The sequence below is a fragment of the Dactylosporangium sp. NPDC049140 genome (genome assembly GCF_040648435.1).
The window spans coordinates 180,143-196,083 of the sequence record NZ_JBEZDS010000015.1 but is presented as its reverse complement, the minus strand read 5'-3'; the positions used below and the strand labels follow the sequence as shown (position 1 = coordinate 196,083).

General features: G+C 69.1%; 14 protein-coding genes. 7 read left to right on the top strand and 7 right to left on the bottom strand.

The genetic code is table 11. The features are described 5' to 3' along the window. Positions 1-252: 252 nt before the first annotated feature. Together AB0B76_RS25230 and AB0B76_RS25225 are read left to right on the top strand one after the other, a co-directional pair. Positions 253-1,707, top strand: a complete 1,455-nt coding sequence (locus AB0B76_RS25230; protein ID WP_360379607.1) for an AMP-binding protein — start codon at positions 253-255, stop codon at positions 1,705-1,707. A 10-nt stretch (positions 1,708-1,717) separates the two neighbouring features. After that, entirely contained in the window at positions 1,718-2,584 is an 867-nt protein-coding gene (locus AB0B76_RS25225; RefSeq protein WP_360379605.1) for a TIGR03619 family F420-dependent LLM class oxidoreductase, read from the top strand. 462 nt (positions 2,585-3,046) lie between these two features. Here AB0B76_RS25225 and AB0B76_RS25220 read toward each other — a convergent pair whose 3' ends face one another. The 6 genes from AB0B76_RS25220 to AB0B76_RS25195 all read right to left on the bottom strand — a co-directional run bounded on the left by AB0B76_RS25220 (position 3,047) and on the right by AB0B76_RS25195 (position 9,150). Further along, entirely contained in the window at positions 3,047-4,252 is a 1,206-nt protein-coding gene (locus AB0B76_RS25220) for an ABC transporter permease (RefSeq protein WP_360379602.1), read from the bottom strand. Next, on the bottom strand, positions 4,249-4,947 hold the full coding sequence (locus AB0B76_RS25215) for an ABC transporter ATP-binding protein (RefSeq protein WP_360379599.1): 699 nt from the start codon (positions 4,945-4,947) through the stop codon (positions 4,249-4,251). Before AB0B76_RS25215 ends, AB0B76_RS25220 begins: the two co-directional genes overlap by 4 nt. After that, positions 4,944-5,948: a peptidoglycan-binding domain-containing protein gene (locus tag AB0B76_RS25210; protein ID WP_360379597.1), complete on the bottom strand. Its 1,005-nt coding sequence runs from the start codon at positions 5,946-5,948 to the stop codon at positions 4,944-4,946. Before AB0B76_RS25210 ends, AB0B76_RS25215 begins: the two co-directional genes overlap by 4 nt. A 67-nt stretch (positions 5,949-6,015) precedes the next feature. Next, positions 6,016-6,573, bottom strand: a complete 558-nt coding sequence (locus AB0B76_RS25205) for a hypothetical protein (RefSeq protein WP_360379595.1) — start codon at positions 6,571-6,573, stop codon at positions 6,016-6,018. 92 nt (positions 6,574-6,665) lie between these two features. Next, positions 6,666-8,468 (bottom strand): ATP-binding protein, encoded by a 1,803-nt coding sequence (locus AB0B76_RS25200; protein WP_360379593.1) that lies wholly within the window; start codon positions 8,466-8,468, stop codon positions 6,666-6,668. After that, a complete protein-coding gene (locus AB0B76_RS25195; RefSeq protein WP_360379590.1) occupies positions 8,461-9,150 on the bottom strand; it encodes a response regulator transcription factor in 690 nt (229 codons plus the stop codon). Before AB0B76_RS25195 ends, AB0B76_RS25200 begins: the two co-directional genes overlap by 8 nt. A gap of 660 nt (positions 9,151-9,810) precedes the next feature. Between AB0B76_RS25195 and AB0B76_RS25190 the strand changes: the two genes are divergently transcribed. The 3 genes from AB0B76_RS25190 to AB0B76_RS25180 all read left to right on the top strand — a co-directional run bounded on the left by AB0B76_RS25190 (position 9,811) and on the right by AB0B76_RS25180 (position 11,067). After that, positions 9,811-10,041 (top strand): GTPase, encoded by a 231-nt coding sequence (locus AB0B76_RS25190; RefSeq protein ID WP_360379588.1) that lies wholly within the window; start codon positions 9,811-9,813, stop codon positions 10,039-10,041. A gap of 208 nt (positions 10,042-10,249) precedes the next feature. Then, on the top strand, positions 10,250-10,555 hold the full coding sequence (locus AB0B76_RS25185; protein WP_360379585.1) for a hypothetical protein: 306 nt from the start codon (positions 10,250-10,252) through the stop codon (positions 10,553-10,555). 311 nt (positions 10,556-10,866) lie between these two features. Continuing rightward, positions 10,867-11,067, top strand: a complete 201-nt coding sequence (locus AB0B76_RS25180) for a hypothetical protein (protein ID WP_360379582.1) — start codon at positions 10,867-10,869, stop codon at positions 11,065-11,067. A gap of 10 nt (positions 11,068-11,077) precedes the next feature. Here AB0B76_RS25180 and AB0B76_RS25175 read toward each other — a convergent pair whose 3' ends face one another. Continuing rightward, positions 11,078-12,373 (bottom strand): PQQ-binding-like beta-propeller repeat protein, encoded by a 1,296-nt coding sequence (locus tag AB0B76_RS25175; protein WP_360379579.1) that lies wholly within the window; start codon positions 12,371-12,373, stop codon positions 11,078-11,080. Positions 12,374-12,538: 165 nt separating this feature from the next. Between AB0B76_RS25175 and AB0B76_RS25170 the strand changes: the two genes are divergently transcribed. Both AB0B76_RS25170 and hmpA read left to right on the top strand, forming a co-directional pair. Continuing rightward, positions 12,539-14,446, top strand: a complete 1,908-nt coding sequence (locus tag AB0B76_RS25170) for a hypothetical protein (RefSeq protein WP_360379576.1) — start codon at positions 12,539-12,541, stop codon at positions 14,444-14,446. 210 nt (positions 14,447-14,656) lie between these two features. Continuing rightward, positions 14,657-15,907, top strand: a complete 1,251-nt coding sequence (gene hmpA, locus AB0B76_RS25165; protein ID WP_360379574.1) for an NO-inducible flavohemoprotein — start codon at positions 14,657-14,659, stop codon at positions 15,905-15,907. Positions 15,908-15,941: the final 34 nt, after the last annotated feature.

Here is a 15,941-nt window from a genome sequence, read left to right as displayed (position 1 = left end):
AGCCGCACGAAGGACCCGGACCCGGTCGGCTGCTCGACCGGCTCCGTGGGCATCGGGGCGACCGCGCCGATCTGGGGCGCGCTGGTCCGCCGCTACGTCGCCGGCGTCGACGGGGAGTCGGCACCTACTTCGGGCTGTACAACGGCCGGACCGTCACCGGGTCCATCCTGGGCGGCAAGGGCTTCAAGTAGCGAAGTGCTCTGCCTTGACATCGACGAACTATCGGCATAGGCAGTGTACGAAGGAGGTCCGATGACCAATCTCGCCCGCCTGGCCGACGCCGCGCTCGAGCGGTTCGGCGACCACCCGTCGCTGTGGTTCGAGGGTTCCTGGTACACCTCCGGCGCTTTGCACGACACCGCCGCCCGCATCGCCGGCGGGCTGTGGGAGCTCGGTGTCCGGCCCGGTGAACGAGTCGTGGTCGTGATGGCCAACGGCCCCGAGGTTTCGATGGTGTACCAGGCCGTCTGGCGGGCCGGCGCGGTCGTCACCCCGGTCGTGTTCCTGGTGACCGCCCAGGAGCTGCAGCACATCCTGGCCGACTCGGGCGCGGTCGCCGTCGTGACCAGCCCGGAGCTGGTGCCGAAGTTCGGCGCCCTCGGCGTGCGGACACTCGTCGTGGGTACCGCCGGGTTCGACGAACTGCGCGCCGCCGAACCGCTGCCGATCGTGGACGTCGGGGCGGACGCGCTGGCGGCGCTGCTGTACACCGGCGGCACCACCGGGCGCAGCAAGGGCGTGCCGCTGACGCACGCCAACCTCTCGGCCGCCGGCGCGTCGTCCCGGGCGGTCAGCTACACGCCGGGGCTCAACCTGGGGCTGACCGCGCTGCCGATGTCGCACTCCTACGGCATGCTGCTCACCGTCGGCGCGCTGCACGCCAAGGAGGCGCCCGTCACGGTCCTGCAGCGGTGGTTCGACCCGGCGGCCTGGCTGGCGCTGGCCGCGCAGCACCGGGTACAGGTCGCCGCCGTGGTCCCCTCGATGCTTGTCATGCTGCTCGCCCACGATCCGGCGAAGCACGATCTGAGCACACTGCAGCGGGTGTACTCCGGGGCGGCCCCACTGCCGCGCGCGGTCGCCGAGGCCTTCGAGCGGGCGGTGCCCTCGGCCCGCGTCCTGGAGGGCTACGGCTGTACCGAGACGGGCGGCATCCTCACCGCGACCCCGCCCGACGTGCCGCGCCCCGGCACCGTCGGCCGGGCCGTGCCGGGAGTGGAGCTGCGGCTGGCCGAGGACGGCGAGATCGTCGTGCGCGGCGCCAACGTGATGAGCGGCTACTGGCGGGGCGAGCCGGTCGCCGGCGGCTGGTTCGCCACGGGCGACATCGGGCGGCTGGACGAGGACGGGTACCTCACCATCGTCGACCGCAAGAAGGACATCATCATCCGCGGAGGCTTCAACGTGTACCCCCGGGATGTCGAGGATGTGCTCGCGCAGCACCCGGCCGTGGCGATGGCCGCCGTCGTCGGCCGCCCCGACGAGCGCCTCGGCGAGGAAGTCGTGGCGTTCGTGGTACTGCGGGAGCCGTGCGAGCCGGCCGACCTGGAGGCGTTCGCCGGCGAGCGGCTGGCCCCGACGAAGCGCCCGCGGGACATCCGCATCGTCGAGGAGATCCCGCTGACGTCGGTCGGCAAGCTCAACCGCAAGGCACTACGGGCGTCCCTGCGACCGCGACCTTGCCCTGACGCCGGTGTCAACGCCTAGCGTCGCGGCAATGAGGTTCGCCGTCAGCTACAGCACCCCGTACCACGGTGTCGATCCCGACCGGATCATCGCCTTCGCCCGGCACGCCGAAGAGTGCGGTTTCGAGGGGCTGTACCTGCCCGAACACATCGTGCTGTACCCGGGCGCGACCATCGGCGGGATGGAGCTGCCGGCGACGCTGCCGTACGCCGATCCGCTGGACTGCCTGGCCTTCATCGCCGCCGCCACGAACCGGATCCTCCTCGGAACAGCCGTGCTGCTGCTGCCGTACCGGCACCCAGTCATCCTCGCCAAACAACTGGCCACGATCGACGTGCTGTCCAAAGGCCGGATGCGGCTGCTGACCGTCGGCCTCGGCGGCCTGCCGGGCGAGGCCGCGGCGGTCGGCGTGGACTACGCCGGCCGGGGCCGTCGGGCCGACGAAGCGATCGAAGTCATGCGACTGCTCTGGTCCGGCGGCGCCGGCGGCGTCAGCTTCCACGGGGAGTTCTTCGACTTCGACAGGCTCGTCAGCTTCCCGAAGCCGCACGGTGGCGCCGAACTCCCCATCCATGTCGGCGGGTCGAGCCGGGCGGCGGCCCGCCGCGCCGGGCAACGTGGCGACGGATACTTCCCCGGTGGCATGCTCACCCCGGATGAGCGCCGCGCACAGTTGAACCTCGCCCGGGCGACGGCGGTCGAGGCCGGCCGCGACCCGCAGGCGCTGGCGTACACCAGATGGGCGTCGACCGGACTCACGCCCGATCGGGTCGAGGACTTCGCCGCGGAGGGCGTGACCCGCCTCGTCGTCAATGTGGCCGCCACCGATCCGGCCGAGCAGCGCGACGAGATGTCGGCCTTCGCCGACCGGTTTCGCCTCGCCGACGTCGCCGGGTAGGCCATGCGTCGTCAGACGGTGAGCGTCCAGCCGTCCACGGTGCCGTAGGCGTAGTTGCCGTTCCAGTTCGTCGTCGTCCATCGCCATCACGGGCGAGCGGGAGCGGGCGCCGCTGGGCGCACCCGAACCAAGATCCGCGAGAAAGTCGGCCTGGCCGGCCGGAAACAAGCGGTCCTGTCTCGGTGCGGATGGTGTGATGGCGACCGGACCGGTGCCGAGCGATGATCAGTGCGCGGGCTGTTTGAGACGCACAAGGTGGCGACTGCGTGGACGGCGATGTTCAGGATCACGTCGGCGGTGGCTGGGTTTCACAGTCGCACCGTCTGGTCGTAGCCGGCGGAGGCGAGTAGGGCCGGCCGTTGATGGTGACCGCGCACCCCGGCGATCGCGTGCATCCCGGTTACCACGCCGGTACAGCGGTGTCGCCACCACCGGCATCGGCATACAGTGCAGATTTGACCGTCAGGCTGCCGCGAGCGCCTCGATTGGCGAGAGCCGCGAGGCACGCACGGCGGGATGTACACCGGCGAGGACGCCGATCACGAGCGCGGCGCTGATACCGCCGGCCACCGACGCTGCGGGGATCACCGCGGGCCAGTTCCGGGACATCGCGTACCCCGCCGTGCCGACCACGCCCGCCACCGCCCCGACTAGCCCGCCCATCAGGCACAGCATGACCGACTCCGCGAGGAACTGCCCACGGATCTGTCGCCGGGTGGCGCCCAGCGCCCGGCGCAGCCCGATGTCCCGCTTGCGTTCCAGCACGGAGACGATCATCGTGTTGGCCACGCCGACGGCACCGACCAGCAGCGCGACCCCGGCCAGGCCGAGGAACAGCCCCGAAAACGCGGTCTCGGTGAGACGCTTTGCCGCCAGCGCCTCCGAGGGACGGCTGATCACGATCCGGCCAGGGTTCTGCGGGAACATGGTGTTCGCGAGCACCGAGCGCACCGGGTCGATCTGGGACTCCTGGACCCGGACGTACAGCACGCTCGGGTGGTCGTCGAATCCCAGCCAGTGCCGGGCGGCGTCCCAGCCGACAAGGACGGAGCGTTCCACCTCTGGAGCCAGCGGGCTCGGGGCCAGCACACCGACCACGGTGAACGTCCGGGAGCCGATCCAGACCTCCAGCGACGGCTGCCCTGGTGCGATCGCGGTGATGCCCAGCCGGGTCGCGGCCACCGCGCCGAGCACGACGGTGGGAAACGCCGCATTGGCCGCGTTCAGGTAGGTCCCCGACGCGACGTGTGCGCCGATCACCGGCAACAGGTCGTTCTTCGCGGCCAGCACGGTCAGTCCGGAACTCTGCGCTGCGGGGATCGCATGTGACCGGCGCACCTGCGCGTGGGTGTTGGCGACCTCGCTGACCTGCTGGACCGGTGGGATCCTTGCGACCATCGCCGAGGCAGACTCCGGCACCGGCGGCATTTTCTGGCTCTGCTGATCGATCGCGGCTTCGGCGCGCAGCAGGTTCGTGCCCAGCGCGGAGAGCTGGTCTGCCAGCCCCTGTTGGCCGGAGGCAGGGATGCCGACGACCACGATCATGGTCGCTATTCCGATGGAGATGCCCAGCGCGGACAGCGCGGCGCGCAGCGGTCGGGTGCGGGGGCCGAGCAGTCCCAGCCTGATGATGTCGGCAGGCCCGAGGCGGACCGTCGGTCGGGTCACGTGAGGACTCCGGATGTCATCGTGGTGGAGCAGTCCGACGTGATCCGCCCGTCGAGGATCTCCACCCGCCGTGGCAGGGTCTCCGCGATCTCCCGGTCGTGCGTGATCAGGGCGATGGTCACGCCAACGTCGTTGAGGGTGCGCAACAGCTCCAACACGGCGCGGCTGTTGGCGGTGTCCAGTGCGCCGGTCGGTTCGTCGGCCAGGACCAGCGCGGGATCGTTGACCAGCGCGCGAGCGATCGCTACGCGCTGTTTCTCCCCGCCGGAGAGCTGGTGGGGCTTGTGCTCGCGGCGATGTGCCAGGCCAACCCGGTCCAGGGCTGCTTCGGCGAGCGGACCGCGCTGCCGTCGCGGCACACCGGCGTAGAGCAGGCCGGTGGCAACGTTCTCTGCGGCCGACAGGCCTTCGGTGAGCTGAAACTGCTGGAACACGAATCCGATCTCCCGTGCACGTAGCGCTGACAGGTGACGGTCGTCCAGTGTGGTGATGTCCTGCCCGGAGATGGTCACCGTGCCCGTGGTCGGCCGGTCCAGGGTGCCCATCAGGTTGAGCAGCGTTGACTTGCCCGAGCCGGACGGTCCGACGATGGCCAGCAGTTCGCCACGGTCGATGACCAGACACACGTCGTCGAGGGCGCGAACCCCACCGGGATACTCCCTGGTGGCGTGTTGAATCTCCAGCACTGGGTTCATGAGACGGTCACAACCTTCTGACCAGCGACGATCCCCTGCCCGGACACCTCGACCAGGCCGTCGGCGAACATTCCGGTCCGCACCTCGACCAGGGTCGTCGTGCTCCCGGCAACCACCTGCACGGCGTAGCCGCCGCCCTGCACCGCGACCAGCGCGCCCACCGGCACGGCGAGCACGCCCCTGTGGGACTCCGCGGTCACAATGACCTCGGCTGCTCCTGAGTCCACACCGGAGGTCGCGGATTGGTCGTCGAAGGTGATCGTCACCGCAGTTTGGCTGGTTTGACTCTGGCCAGCCCCGCCTGCCGTGCCCGACGTTCCCGCGCTGCCCGCAGCGGGGCCGAGCGAGGCAATCGTGCCGGTGGTCTGTTTGCCGTTGGGCAGTGTCAGCGCGACCGTGCCGCCGGGTTTGAGCAGGCTGCTGTCGATCTGGGACGGGTCCGCGGTCGCCGTAACCATCTTCGTGGTCGCGGTCAGGCCGGCGAGGTCCGCCGCCGCCGGTGCGCCCGTCTGCGCTTTGAGCGAGTCGACCCGGACCGCGGCGGGCAGCACGACGACGTCGCCGATGCCCAGCGTGCCGGTCCCGTCAAGCCCGACGTGTTTCTGCCACTGTTTGAGGGCGTTCATCGTGCCGGTGGTGTACATGCTTCCGTTCGGCGCGCCGTGGTAGCCCAGCGCACGTAGGTTCGCGTTGACCTCGCTGATGTCCGGACCCGGTGTGGCGGTGGCGTCCAGTTGCCGGTAGAGGGGTGTGTCGCCGAGAAACAGCATCACCGGTTTCGCGTCGACCGCGTAGAGGCGCTGGCCCCGGCCCACGACCGTGCCGACCGCCGGTAGCCAGGTCAGCGTGCCGGTCTTGCGTCCGATGAGTGTGGTCACTGCGCCGTAGTCCAGGGCACCGCCGATACTGACCGTGTTGGACAGGTCGGTCGTGACGATGGTGGCGGTCTGCGGAGGGTGGGGTTGCTGCGCCGCCGGGAGCGGGGCCGCCCTGAACAGCAACGCGTAGATGGCCGTGCCGGCGAGAGCGACCGCGACGCCGACACCGGCCAGGAGCCATCTCCTCACGTCAGCGCCCGATGCCCTTGGCAGCGACTTCCTTCTCACATTCGGGGGTGAACTGCAGGCCCTTATTGATCGAGTCTCTGTCGTTGTTGGGGCCGCCGAAGGACAGCACGTACCGGCCGCCTTGCGGAGGCTCTTCGTCGACATACTTGACACCCTTGCCGCGCAGGCACTGGACGACCGCGTGCAAGAAGTCACTGGCATGCGGGTTGCTGGCGTCGAGTTCCCACGGCGGCAGCGGGTTCTTCGAAACGCACGCCGCCTCCGCTTTGGCGGTGACTGCCGAGTCCGCGTCGCTCTTCGCCTTGGACCATCCGTTCGCGGTCATACATTGCGTGTACGCGGTACTCAGGGCATTCAGTTCGTCGTTCGTCATGTCGAGACGTTCGCGCGGCCGTCCCGCATCAGGATCGGACCCGCCGGCACCGGACGGGGCGGCACCGGCGCCCGAAGCACCCGAGGTGGCGAGCGTAGGAACCTTGGCCTGCGGGGTCGACGGATGCGATGAGCACGCCGTGAGAACGAGCACGGACGCGGCAGCAACACACAGAAACGGCTTCACGGCAGCAAGCCTTTCGCAACACTGTGAAGAACTTGTGCGACCACCATGAAAGGTCATTCGCAGGCGTGACGGGCCGCCGGGCGGTGCCCGGGTCAGCCGCTTTCGGCGCCATGGCCGCCGGCGGCCATGACCTGCGGCTGTCCTACCGGCGGGAAGCGCATGGTGAAGGTGGTGCCCGCGCCAGGCGTGCTAGCGGCGGAGATCCCGCCACCGTGGGCCTCGACAAGCTGCCGGACGATGGCCAGGCCCAGTCCGCTGCCTCCGGTCCTGCGGCTACGGGACTTGTCCGCACGCCAGAAGCGGTCGAAGACGTGGGGCAGGTCCTCCGGTGGGATCCCGGTGCCGCTGTCGGTCACCTCGATGAGCACGTCCTGGCCGTCGGGGCGGGCAGACAGCGTGATCTGTCCATCGGGTGGGGTGTGCCGCACCGCGTTGGCCACCAGGTTGCCGACGGCCTGCCGCAGCCGGATCGGATCGACCACGAGCAGCAGGTCCCGGTCCGCGACCACCGTCGCGCGCCCGCCACCGGCCGCCGCGATGTGCCGCAACAGGGCACCCAGGTTCACCTCCACCGGCTCCAGCCGCAACTGGCCGGCGTCGGCCAGCGCGAGGTCCCCCAGGTCGTCCACGAGATGCTGGAGCAGCAGGGTTTCCTCGAGCAACGACGACACCAGCTCCGGGTCGACAGCCGCAACACCGTCCTGCGCCGCGACCAGCCAGCCCCGCAAGGTGCCAAGCGGGGTCCGCAGCTCGTGCGACACATCGCTGACCAGATCCTTGCGCTGTTGCTCGGTACGCGCGGCATGCTCAGCCATCTCGTTGAACGCCGCGCCCAACTCGGAGATCTCCCAGCGGGCACCAACCTGGGCGCGCACCGTGGCGTCGCCCGCCCGCATGCGCCGGGTGGCCTCGGTCAGAACCCGGACCGGGCGGATGATCCTGCCGGCCAGCAGCATGGCGATCCCGACCGTCAGCGCCAGCACGATCGCCGCGACTCCCGCGATCCGCAGCGCACCTACCGACGACAGGCCGACGTCCGCCTCCGTGGCATGTCCGTCCGCGGTGACCTGCATGAATGCCGCCGGCGCCACGTATGGGCGCAGCAGCTGACGCCGCGCGTCCGCCAGGCATTTCGCCCCCCGCGGATCGCCATCCGCCGCCCGCAACGTCACCTGTCCCCTCCCGTCGAGCCCGAGATCGACCGTGCGCTGAGCGTCGGCGCATGTCTTCATCAAGGCCGACAGCTGCTGAAGCGCGGCCTTCTCCGTGGAGGTCGGCACGATCTTCTCCGAGTCCTGGAAGCCGACCAGGCCGTTCATCCGCGCCTGGCAGAGCTGCGGGACGCTGGCCTGCATGGCACGCAGATACGGCCGTCCGGTCTCCACCTCGGCGATGGTGGCGTTGACCCCGTGCTGCCGCAGGCAGACCGCGCCGTCCTCGACGAGCGCTTCGAGGTCCGCGTGCTCCTGTGTGGACAGCAGGAACGGACCGACCACGTGCGGGTCGATGCCGTCTGGGAAATGCGTCATGGCCAGTGCGTTGTCGATCGTCAACGGGTCGATGGCCACCGACGGCTGGGTGACCTGGTGGGATCCGGACGGCGTCGCCGAGCTCTGGATCGGCTGCCCGCCGACCGGCGTCACCACGATCCGTACTCCCGCCGAGTGTGCCAGGCTGGCGAGCACCGGGCCCACCGACTGCCAATCGGTGTGCGTCGCCGCGTAGTCGACGAGACCGAGGTACGCCCCGGGATAGGCGCTCTGCAGCGATTCCTGCTGATCCGCGATGGAGCGGGCGGTCCCCTGCACCGACAACCACGCCGTCGCCGCGACCGCGCTGGCCGCTACGAGGATGGTGCCGACCAGGAGCCGCGTGCGCAGCCCGAATCTAGCCATGGCCGGCCATCTTGTAGCCGATGCCGTAGACCGTCTGCAGGTACACCGGGGTGCGCGGATCCGTTTCGATCTTGCGCCGGAGGTTCTTGACATGGGCGTCGACGGTCCGTTCGGTGACGAAGCTGTCACGCCCGTGCGCCTGCTCCAGCAGCTGGCTCCGGCTGAACACGCGGCCCGGGCTGGACATCAACGCCTCCAGGATCCGGAACTCGGCCGGCGTGCACTCGATCCTGCGCTCCAGCAGGCGGACCTCGTGACGGATCTGGTCGAGTGCCAGCGGACCGACCCGCAGCGGCAGGACAACCGGCCCGTCCGACGACCGCGCGCGCCGCAGCAGCGAACGCACCCGGGCCATCAGCTCGCGCGGGTCGTATGGCTTGGTGAGGTAGTCGTCGACGCCGAGGTCGAAGCCGGCAAGCTTGTCCTCTGCCGTGGAGCGTGCCGTCACCATCAGTACCGGCAGGTCGTAGTCGCGGCGCAACGTGCGGATCACGTCCAGCCCATCCATCCGCGGCATCATCACGTCGAGGATCAGCAGGTCGGGGCGTCTGCTGCGAACCTCGTCGACCGCTGCGCGCCCGTCGCAGACAACCAGGACCGAGTGGTCCTCCCGTCGGAGATACCGCCGGACCAGCTCTGCCTGTTTTGTGTCGTCCTCAGCGACCATGACGAACGCGCACATCTACCTGCCTCCCTGGGGATGATCGGGTAGGCACCTCAGCCACGGACACCGGCCACGGCGCGTCGAGGCAACGCGCGACACGGTGCTGGTCAGCCCCAGCTCCCTTAACAGGATGGTGGCCCCACGCCGACGCCGCCACGGTACACGACCCGCGACGGCGAGATCCGTCCTCAGACGCGCCACGTCCGTCGAAACTCCGCAGATGACGCCATTGGCCGGATTGACATCGACAGCGATCCAATCGAGCGATCTACATCATCCGCATATACCCCAGCCCAATCACGTTGCGTAGCCGAGTATTTACCTGTTGACCGGTCTTCGTGACGGCCCGTAGGCGACGCTCCGCGGGTCGACCAGCAACGTGATCAGCGCGCCAATGTCGCACGCGACTATGCCTAAGAACCGACCGTCAGCGAGCGCTTCGACGTTGCCCAGTCTTCTCGCGCTGTCGACCTGACCAGCGGATTACACAACCTGCGGAGGTCTGTCGGAGGTCGGCTTGTCATTGCCGCACTAGATCGGCACAACCCGACAGCCTTGGGTTCACGAGCGCCCCGTACAAGGAGGCGACGGCAATGAGCGATGACGCAATGGCACGACATCGCCCACAGCGCCATGGACTGAGACTCGCGCGATCGAGCTAGACGTGAAGGAGATGACATGGATACGACCCGCGACGCCGCTCCTCACCTCACCGACGATGAGCTGGCGACTCTGCGATCTACCGCGGTCGACGAGGTGCGGCGCAACCCGCCTACAATCGGCGTGATCGGTGTTTCCGGTGTGGGAAAGAGCTCGACAGTCAACACCCTCCTCGGAGCGGCCCTACCGACGAGTGACACCGTGGCGTGTACCAAGGAGTTCTGGTCCGGGGACTCGGCACGCACCTGAAGATCATCGACGCGACGCACCGGGGCTCGGTGAGGACGTCCGGCATGACGCGGAGCACCTCGCGGCGTACCGCGAACACCTTCCACGCTGCGACGTAATCGTCTGGATCCTGGCGGCCCGCAACCGCGCCATCGCCCTGGACCAGCGCTACCTGGACGAACTGTCGGACCTCCATCCGAGGATGGTATTCGCGCTCAACCAGGTGGACTTGGTCGAGCCGCTGGACTGGCACCCGGTCCTCAACGGACCGTCGGAACGGCAACGCGGGACCATCGAGCAGATCGTGCAGGACCGCCGGCAGCGGCTTGCTGACGTGCTGCCGTACTCGGCGAAGGTTCGGTACAGCCTGCAGGCGCTGTTCACCGCGCTGATCGAGGCATGTCCGGAGGACCGGGCGTGGCTGTTGTCCGGCCTGAAGCACTTCGGCTACGACGGCTTCCTGACCCCACAGGCGAGGCAGGCACTCAACCGTCAAGCCGAGCCAGTTGGCGGGGTCCTCTCGCGCGTCACCTGACGGCTCGGGCTGTAGACCCGGCGCGGTCGTACCGCCTGGCTGGACCCGTCGAGCTGGCGGACGTAGCGGGTGGTCGCGTGTGCCCAGGGTCGAAGCCGGCCGCCGCAGCGTGGGCAGGCCAGCCGCCCGCTGGCCAGGTCGGCGCCAGTCTGGTTGGGTTCGGCCATGATGATCATGTTGGTATGCTCCCGCCAAAAGGGTGCAGCCTTGCCTACCACAGCAGCGGCGGCCAAGGGGTCAACTCGTGTCGGCACCACGTCCCGGCGACCCTCCACAAGGGACGGTTTGGGTGCCGGTCAGGTGGCGTCACCGTGAGCCGGGATGAAGCAGAGCGCGGCACGGAAAGCAGCGCGGAACCAAGCCAGCCCGTGATCATGGCGGTCCAGAACCGACTGACGCGCCTGGCGAAGGCGAAAGCCAGCAACGTTTCCGGGACTGGCCCGGGAGTTCGCGGGTCTGAGCAGTTTGAGGAAAGATCCGTTGCGGCGGCAATGCTGTTCAGCGGCGTGTGAGGCCGTGTGGTCAGCAGGCGGCGAGTACGACCGGCCGTGATCCGTAGTAGTAACGGTTGTCGCCGTCGCGGTCGCGTGCATCCGGATTGACCCGCTCGATCATCACGAACCCATCGACGGCGTACATGTCGGAGGCGGTCCACGCGGTGGCGCTGGGCAGCTGGACCGTGGCTCGGACCTCACCTGTACTCGCATCGATACAGGTGAGGTCATTCTTGGCCGACAGCAGGTAGACCACGCCCGCGTCGGCGGCGATGCCGCTGCGCGCGTCGAATGCGCCTTGCCACAACTGGGCGTCGGTTTCCTGGCGTATTCCGATGACGAGGCCGGAATCTCGGCGAATGATGACATCACCGGCAATGCGGTCGACGACGCCCGGCGACGTCACCGGCTCCTGGGTCACCGAGCCATCGGCGTGGATACGCCATGGTCCCGCACCCGGTACCTGGAAGCCCTGGCATTCGGAGGATGCTGTGCGGCACCGCGTGAGCCAGCGGATCCAGGATCGATCCGCTGGGGCTGATGAACTAGACACGCCCGGTGGCACCCAGGTGCCGACGGGTCGACCCGTGCCGACGTCGTACAGATGGATCGTGTGCATGCCCTCGGAGCACAAAATCGTGGCGAAGACCTGCTCACCAGTCCAGTCCACCCCATGGCAGGCAGGCAGATCGACAGTCCACAGCGGACGGCCGCTGACCGGATCGAACGCCACGACTTCAGTGTTACCTGAGCTGATCACCACCGGGGACGAGCCGGATCGGGCGCTGTAGAGACTGAACAGCGTCTCGTCGCCGTAGACCGTGCGAGTCCCGGTGCGTCGCCCCCAGTACTTGTCACTGTCCTTGGTCTGGACCTGGGTCTTCCACGCGATAGTTCCCCGTTCGGCATCTACCGACGAGAGCATGCCGTCGGACCACTTCACAACGACCACTGGCGGGGCAGCATCGACCGCGCCGAACGCGACGATTCCGAGCACCTCGGCCGGCCACCGGTGATAGGACCAGTAGGAATCGTTACCGTCCGGCGCGGTCAGCGGCTCAGCCCACACGTCGTTCCGCGTTGCGAACACGCGCAGACGACCGTCCAGAATCACGGGAGCCGCGCGGAGTTGAGCGACTACGCCGACCTTGGCTACTGCCGGCGCCGGATATGCTCCCTTCGCCGGCGAAACCCGAGACCCGGGACGCAGCGCGAGCAGCGGTACCGATACGCACAACACGACGGCCAGGCCCGCGGCGATTGCAGCTGCCCAGACCCATCGCGGCATGCGCCCGTCGGGACGCGCAAGAATCGTCAGGCGCATAGTCGGTGACAGTAGGCCACCAGCGTGATCGACGCGTGTGGGAAGTGCGTAGGGGCTGCGTCAGAGACACCGGCTGCGAACGGAATCATCATCAACTCGCGACAACCGTCTTCTTCTGCCGTTGTCCTCACGCTTGGCCGACCACGACCGTAACGGCAGTGCCGGTTGCTGCTCGTGCCGGGAGGTCGATGGCCGATTTCGTTGCGTGCTGGGACGTTCGTGCGTCAGGATCAGGCGCATGACGTACAGGAAGGGCGCCTTGCGCCGCTCAGCGTGAACCGCCTGGTGCCGGCGGCGTCGCTGGACAGTTGGGGGTGGCTGGAAGCGGGTGTCGTCTCGGGCGATCTGCTGGTCCCGGGCGATCATGCACGGTCGTGGGTCTTCGACACGATCAAGGCCGAGCGGGACGGGCTGGCCACGCATCGGCTGGTGACCTTGGCGACCGATGGTCGTGTCCCGGTGCGCCGGGCAGTGTTCACGTTGCTCGCCGAGTTGTGTTCCTTGTGTCCGGGCGGCTGGCCTGTGGTGGCAGCCGCCGCCGAGTCGGCGTTGCGCGACGGTGACGTGCCGGTCCGGCGTGCCGCGGCGGCGTTACTGGTCCGCACCGGCGAACCTGACCGGGTCGTGGCGGTGCTGGCCGCCTCGTCCGATCCGGTCGTCCGGCTCCCGCTCATGCATGCCATGTCCCGGCGCAAGGTCGCGGGGTATCACGCGGTCGCGGGCTATCGGGCGACGCTCGATCGCCTGCGGTCGGACTCCGAGCCGGCCGTGCGGCTGCTCGCCGGTGTCGCGGCGTACCGCAGCGACGACCCGGCGTCGTGGCCGGCGCTGGACGCTGCGATCCGGGCCGATGCGGAAGCCTCCGCAGATGCGTTGGCAGAGCCCGGGTCCTCATGTCCGGAGAGGCCGGGTGAGGTCTGGGCCCGGGCGCTGACCGGCTTGGACCGGGAGCGGGACTGCTGTGCCTGGGCGCACCGGTTGACGGAACCGGGCGAACGTCCGCAGCTCAGGCTCGACGGCATACGGATCGCGGTTGCGGCGATGCGGACGTGGCGCGCCGCGCCGGGCCGGTTGACGCCGATGCTGACCGGTATCGTCGGGGAACACCCGTCCGAGGTACGGTCGGCGGCCCTGCGCGCGTTGGCGGCGTCGCTGACCGCGTCCCGGCTCGGCGCCGACAGCCTCGCGGCGGTGGTGGACGACCCCGAGGTCGGCGCGGCGGCCGCCACCGGACTGGGCTGCGTCGGCGACCACCGTGCGGTGCCGTACCTGGTACGGCTGATGCTCGCCGGCAGTCCCGAGCCTCGGCTGGCGGAGGCGTTCCGAGCGGTTGCCCGGGCCGGCGCCGACCCGCAGGCACCGGTGGCCGCCGCCCGCCGGATGCTGGCCGCGGTTCCGGACTCGTGCGCGCCCGAGCTGCCGATGCGGGTACTGGCCGCGTTCGGGCCGGGCGCGGCCGCGGCCGTGCCGGAACTCATAGCCAGGCTGGAAGGGGCCGAAAACGACACGCCGGACTGGGCGTTCCACGTCCTGGGCACGATCGGCCCCGCCGCCGCGGCCGCCGTGCCGCATCTGCAGCAGTACCCGACGCAGGGCGCCACGTCCGCCCTGTTCAAGATCATATCGGACTGTGCCGTGGCCGAACGGTACCTCGCCGGACGCCCGGAAGAACTCCGCCGTGACCGCCTCGCTGCGCAGCTGCTGACCTGGCTCGCCGAGCACGGCGGGCTCACCGCCCGCCAGCACCGGCAACTGCGAAGCCTGTTCAAGGTCCCCGGATTCGCGCAGGTGGAATCGGCCGGTGCGCTGTGGCTGCAGGAAGGTCCCGCGGTCGCTCATGAACTGCTGGCGGTCCTGCCGCAGTATCTGTCCGACGATCTCCACGGGCCCAAGGCACTCCTGGCGCTCACCGCGATGGGGTCACACGCGCGGCCGGTCCTGGACCAGTTGGATCGCATCATCACCTCGCCGCGCCGAGCGGAATTCAATATCGGCGACGAGGACAGCGAGATGCGCGCGGACGAGATGCTGCTCGCCGCGACCATCACCGCCCGCGAACGCATCGCCGGATGAATCCCCGCGCGCCGAGGTTCCACTCACCGCTTGGGCATACTCATCTGCCACCAAGCGCCTCGATCACGTTTCCGCTATGCCGTTCGTATTGGCGGAGACGGGGGCAGGAAAGACGGAAGCGTCGGCGATTTGCAGCCCGGCGACCCCCGCGACGCGTGATTCAAGCAGGAACCCGGCATATGGCGGACTGGACCGGGTATCCCGCGCGCCGTGACGCGTCCAGTGCTCAGCCCGCGCACGGTGCGAACCGTCAAGTCCACCGCTCCCATCCTGCGGGAGTGCGGCCTGGAGATCACCCGGCGGATGTACGAGATCCTGTTCCAGGACGAGGACATCAAGCGCCTGTTCAACCAGGCCCACCACGGGATGTCGGGCAGCCAGCCGCGGTCGCTGGCCGGGGCGGTGCATGCGTTCGCGGACAATATCGACCGGTTCGACGAGTGCGCGCCGATGATCGAGCGGATCTCGCAGAAGCATGTCGGGCTCAATATCCGACCGGAGCATTACCCGTACGTCCGTCGGGCCCTGATCGGTGCGCTGACCGACGTGCTCGGTCAGGCGGCCTCGGAGGAGGTGATCGCGGCATGGGAGGAGGCCTACGACTTCCTTGCGTACACCCTGATGAGCCGGGAACGCGAGATCTACGACGCGCACGCCCGCGCACCGGGCGGCTGGGAGGGCTGGCGGGAGTTCACCGTCGACCGGATCGTCGCGGAGAGTGAGGTCATCAAGTCGTTCTACCTGCGCCCGAGCGACGCCGGCCCGGTGATGGCATTCCGGCCGGGGCAGTACCTGACGGTCCGGCTCGAAATCCCCGGCCAGGACCACGTCGTGCGCAACTACAGCGTCTCGTGTGCCCCGGGCCGCGACTACTACCGCATCTCGGTGAAGCGGGAGGACCCACCGGAGCAGCTACCGTATGCGCCGTCCGGCGTGGCCTCCAGCTTCCTGCACGAGGAGGTGAGCCCGGGCCACGTGCTCGAACTCAGCCCGCCCGCCGGTGACTTCTACCTGGACGGACATCCGGAGGAGGGGTCGCGCCGGCCGCTGGTCCTGCTCAGCGGCGGTGTCGGGCTCACCCCGACAGTCTCCATGCTGGAGTACCTTGTCGACCGCGGCCGGCTCCCCGAGACCTGGTACGTGCACGCCGCGCTCAGCGGCCGACAGCACGCGATGAAACAGCATATCTGCGATCTCGCCGCGATGAACCCGGCGATCCGCCCGGTGGTGTTCTACGAGAAACCCGCGCCGGAGGACGTGCCCGGCCGCGACTACGACCAGCCGGGCCGGGTCACGATCGAGTGGCTCAAGGCCGCCGTCCCGGTCGCCGACGCCGACTTCTACTTCTGCGGCCCGCGCGGCTTCATGCGAATGCTCGCCATCGGCCTGCGCGCCCTGGACGTGCCGGACGAGCGGATCCACTTCGAGTTCTTCGGCCCGGCCGAAGCGCTGTACGCCTAGACCTAGGGCATCTGCCACCCGCGAAGCCGTCGTC

What these genes read in the sequence shown, in the direction of transcription:
- AB0B76_RS25230 (WP_360379607.1), top strand. Translation starts at nt 253, where the DNA reads ATGACCAATCTCGCCCGCCTGGCCGACGCCGCGCTCGAGCGGTTCGGC.
- AB0B76_RS25225 (WP_360379605.1), top strand. Translation starts at nt 1,718, where the DNA reads ATGAGGTTCGCCGTCAGCTACAGCACCCCGTACCACGGTGTCGATCCC.
- AB0B76_RS25215 (WP_360379599.1), bottom strand. Translation starts at nt 4,947, where the DNA reads ATGAACCCAGTGCTGGAGATTCAACACGCCACCAGGGAGTATCCCGGT.
- AB0B76_RS25200 (WP_360379593.1), bottom strand. Translation starts at nt 8,468, where the DNA reads ATGGCTAGATTCGGGCTGCGCACGCGGCTCCTGGTCGGCACCATCCTC.
- AB0B76_RS25195 (WP_360379590.1), bottom strand. Translation starts at nt 9,150, where the DNA reads ATGTGCGCGTTCGTCATGGTCGCTGAGGACGACACAAAACAGGCAGAG.
- AB0B76_RS25190 (WP_360379588.1), top strand. Translation starts at nt 9,811, where the DNA reads ATGGATACGACCCGCGACGCCGCTCCTCACCTCACCGACGATGAGCTG.
- AB0B76_RS25175 (WP_360379579.1), bottom strand. Translation starts at nt 12,373, where the DNA reads ATGCGCCTGACGATTCTTGCGCGTCCCGACGGGCGCATGCCGCGATGG.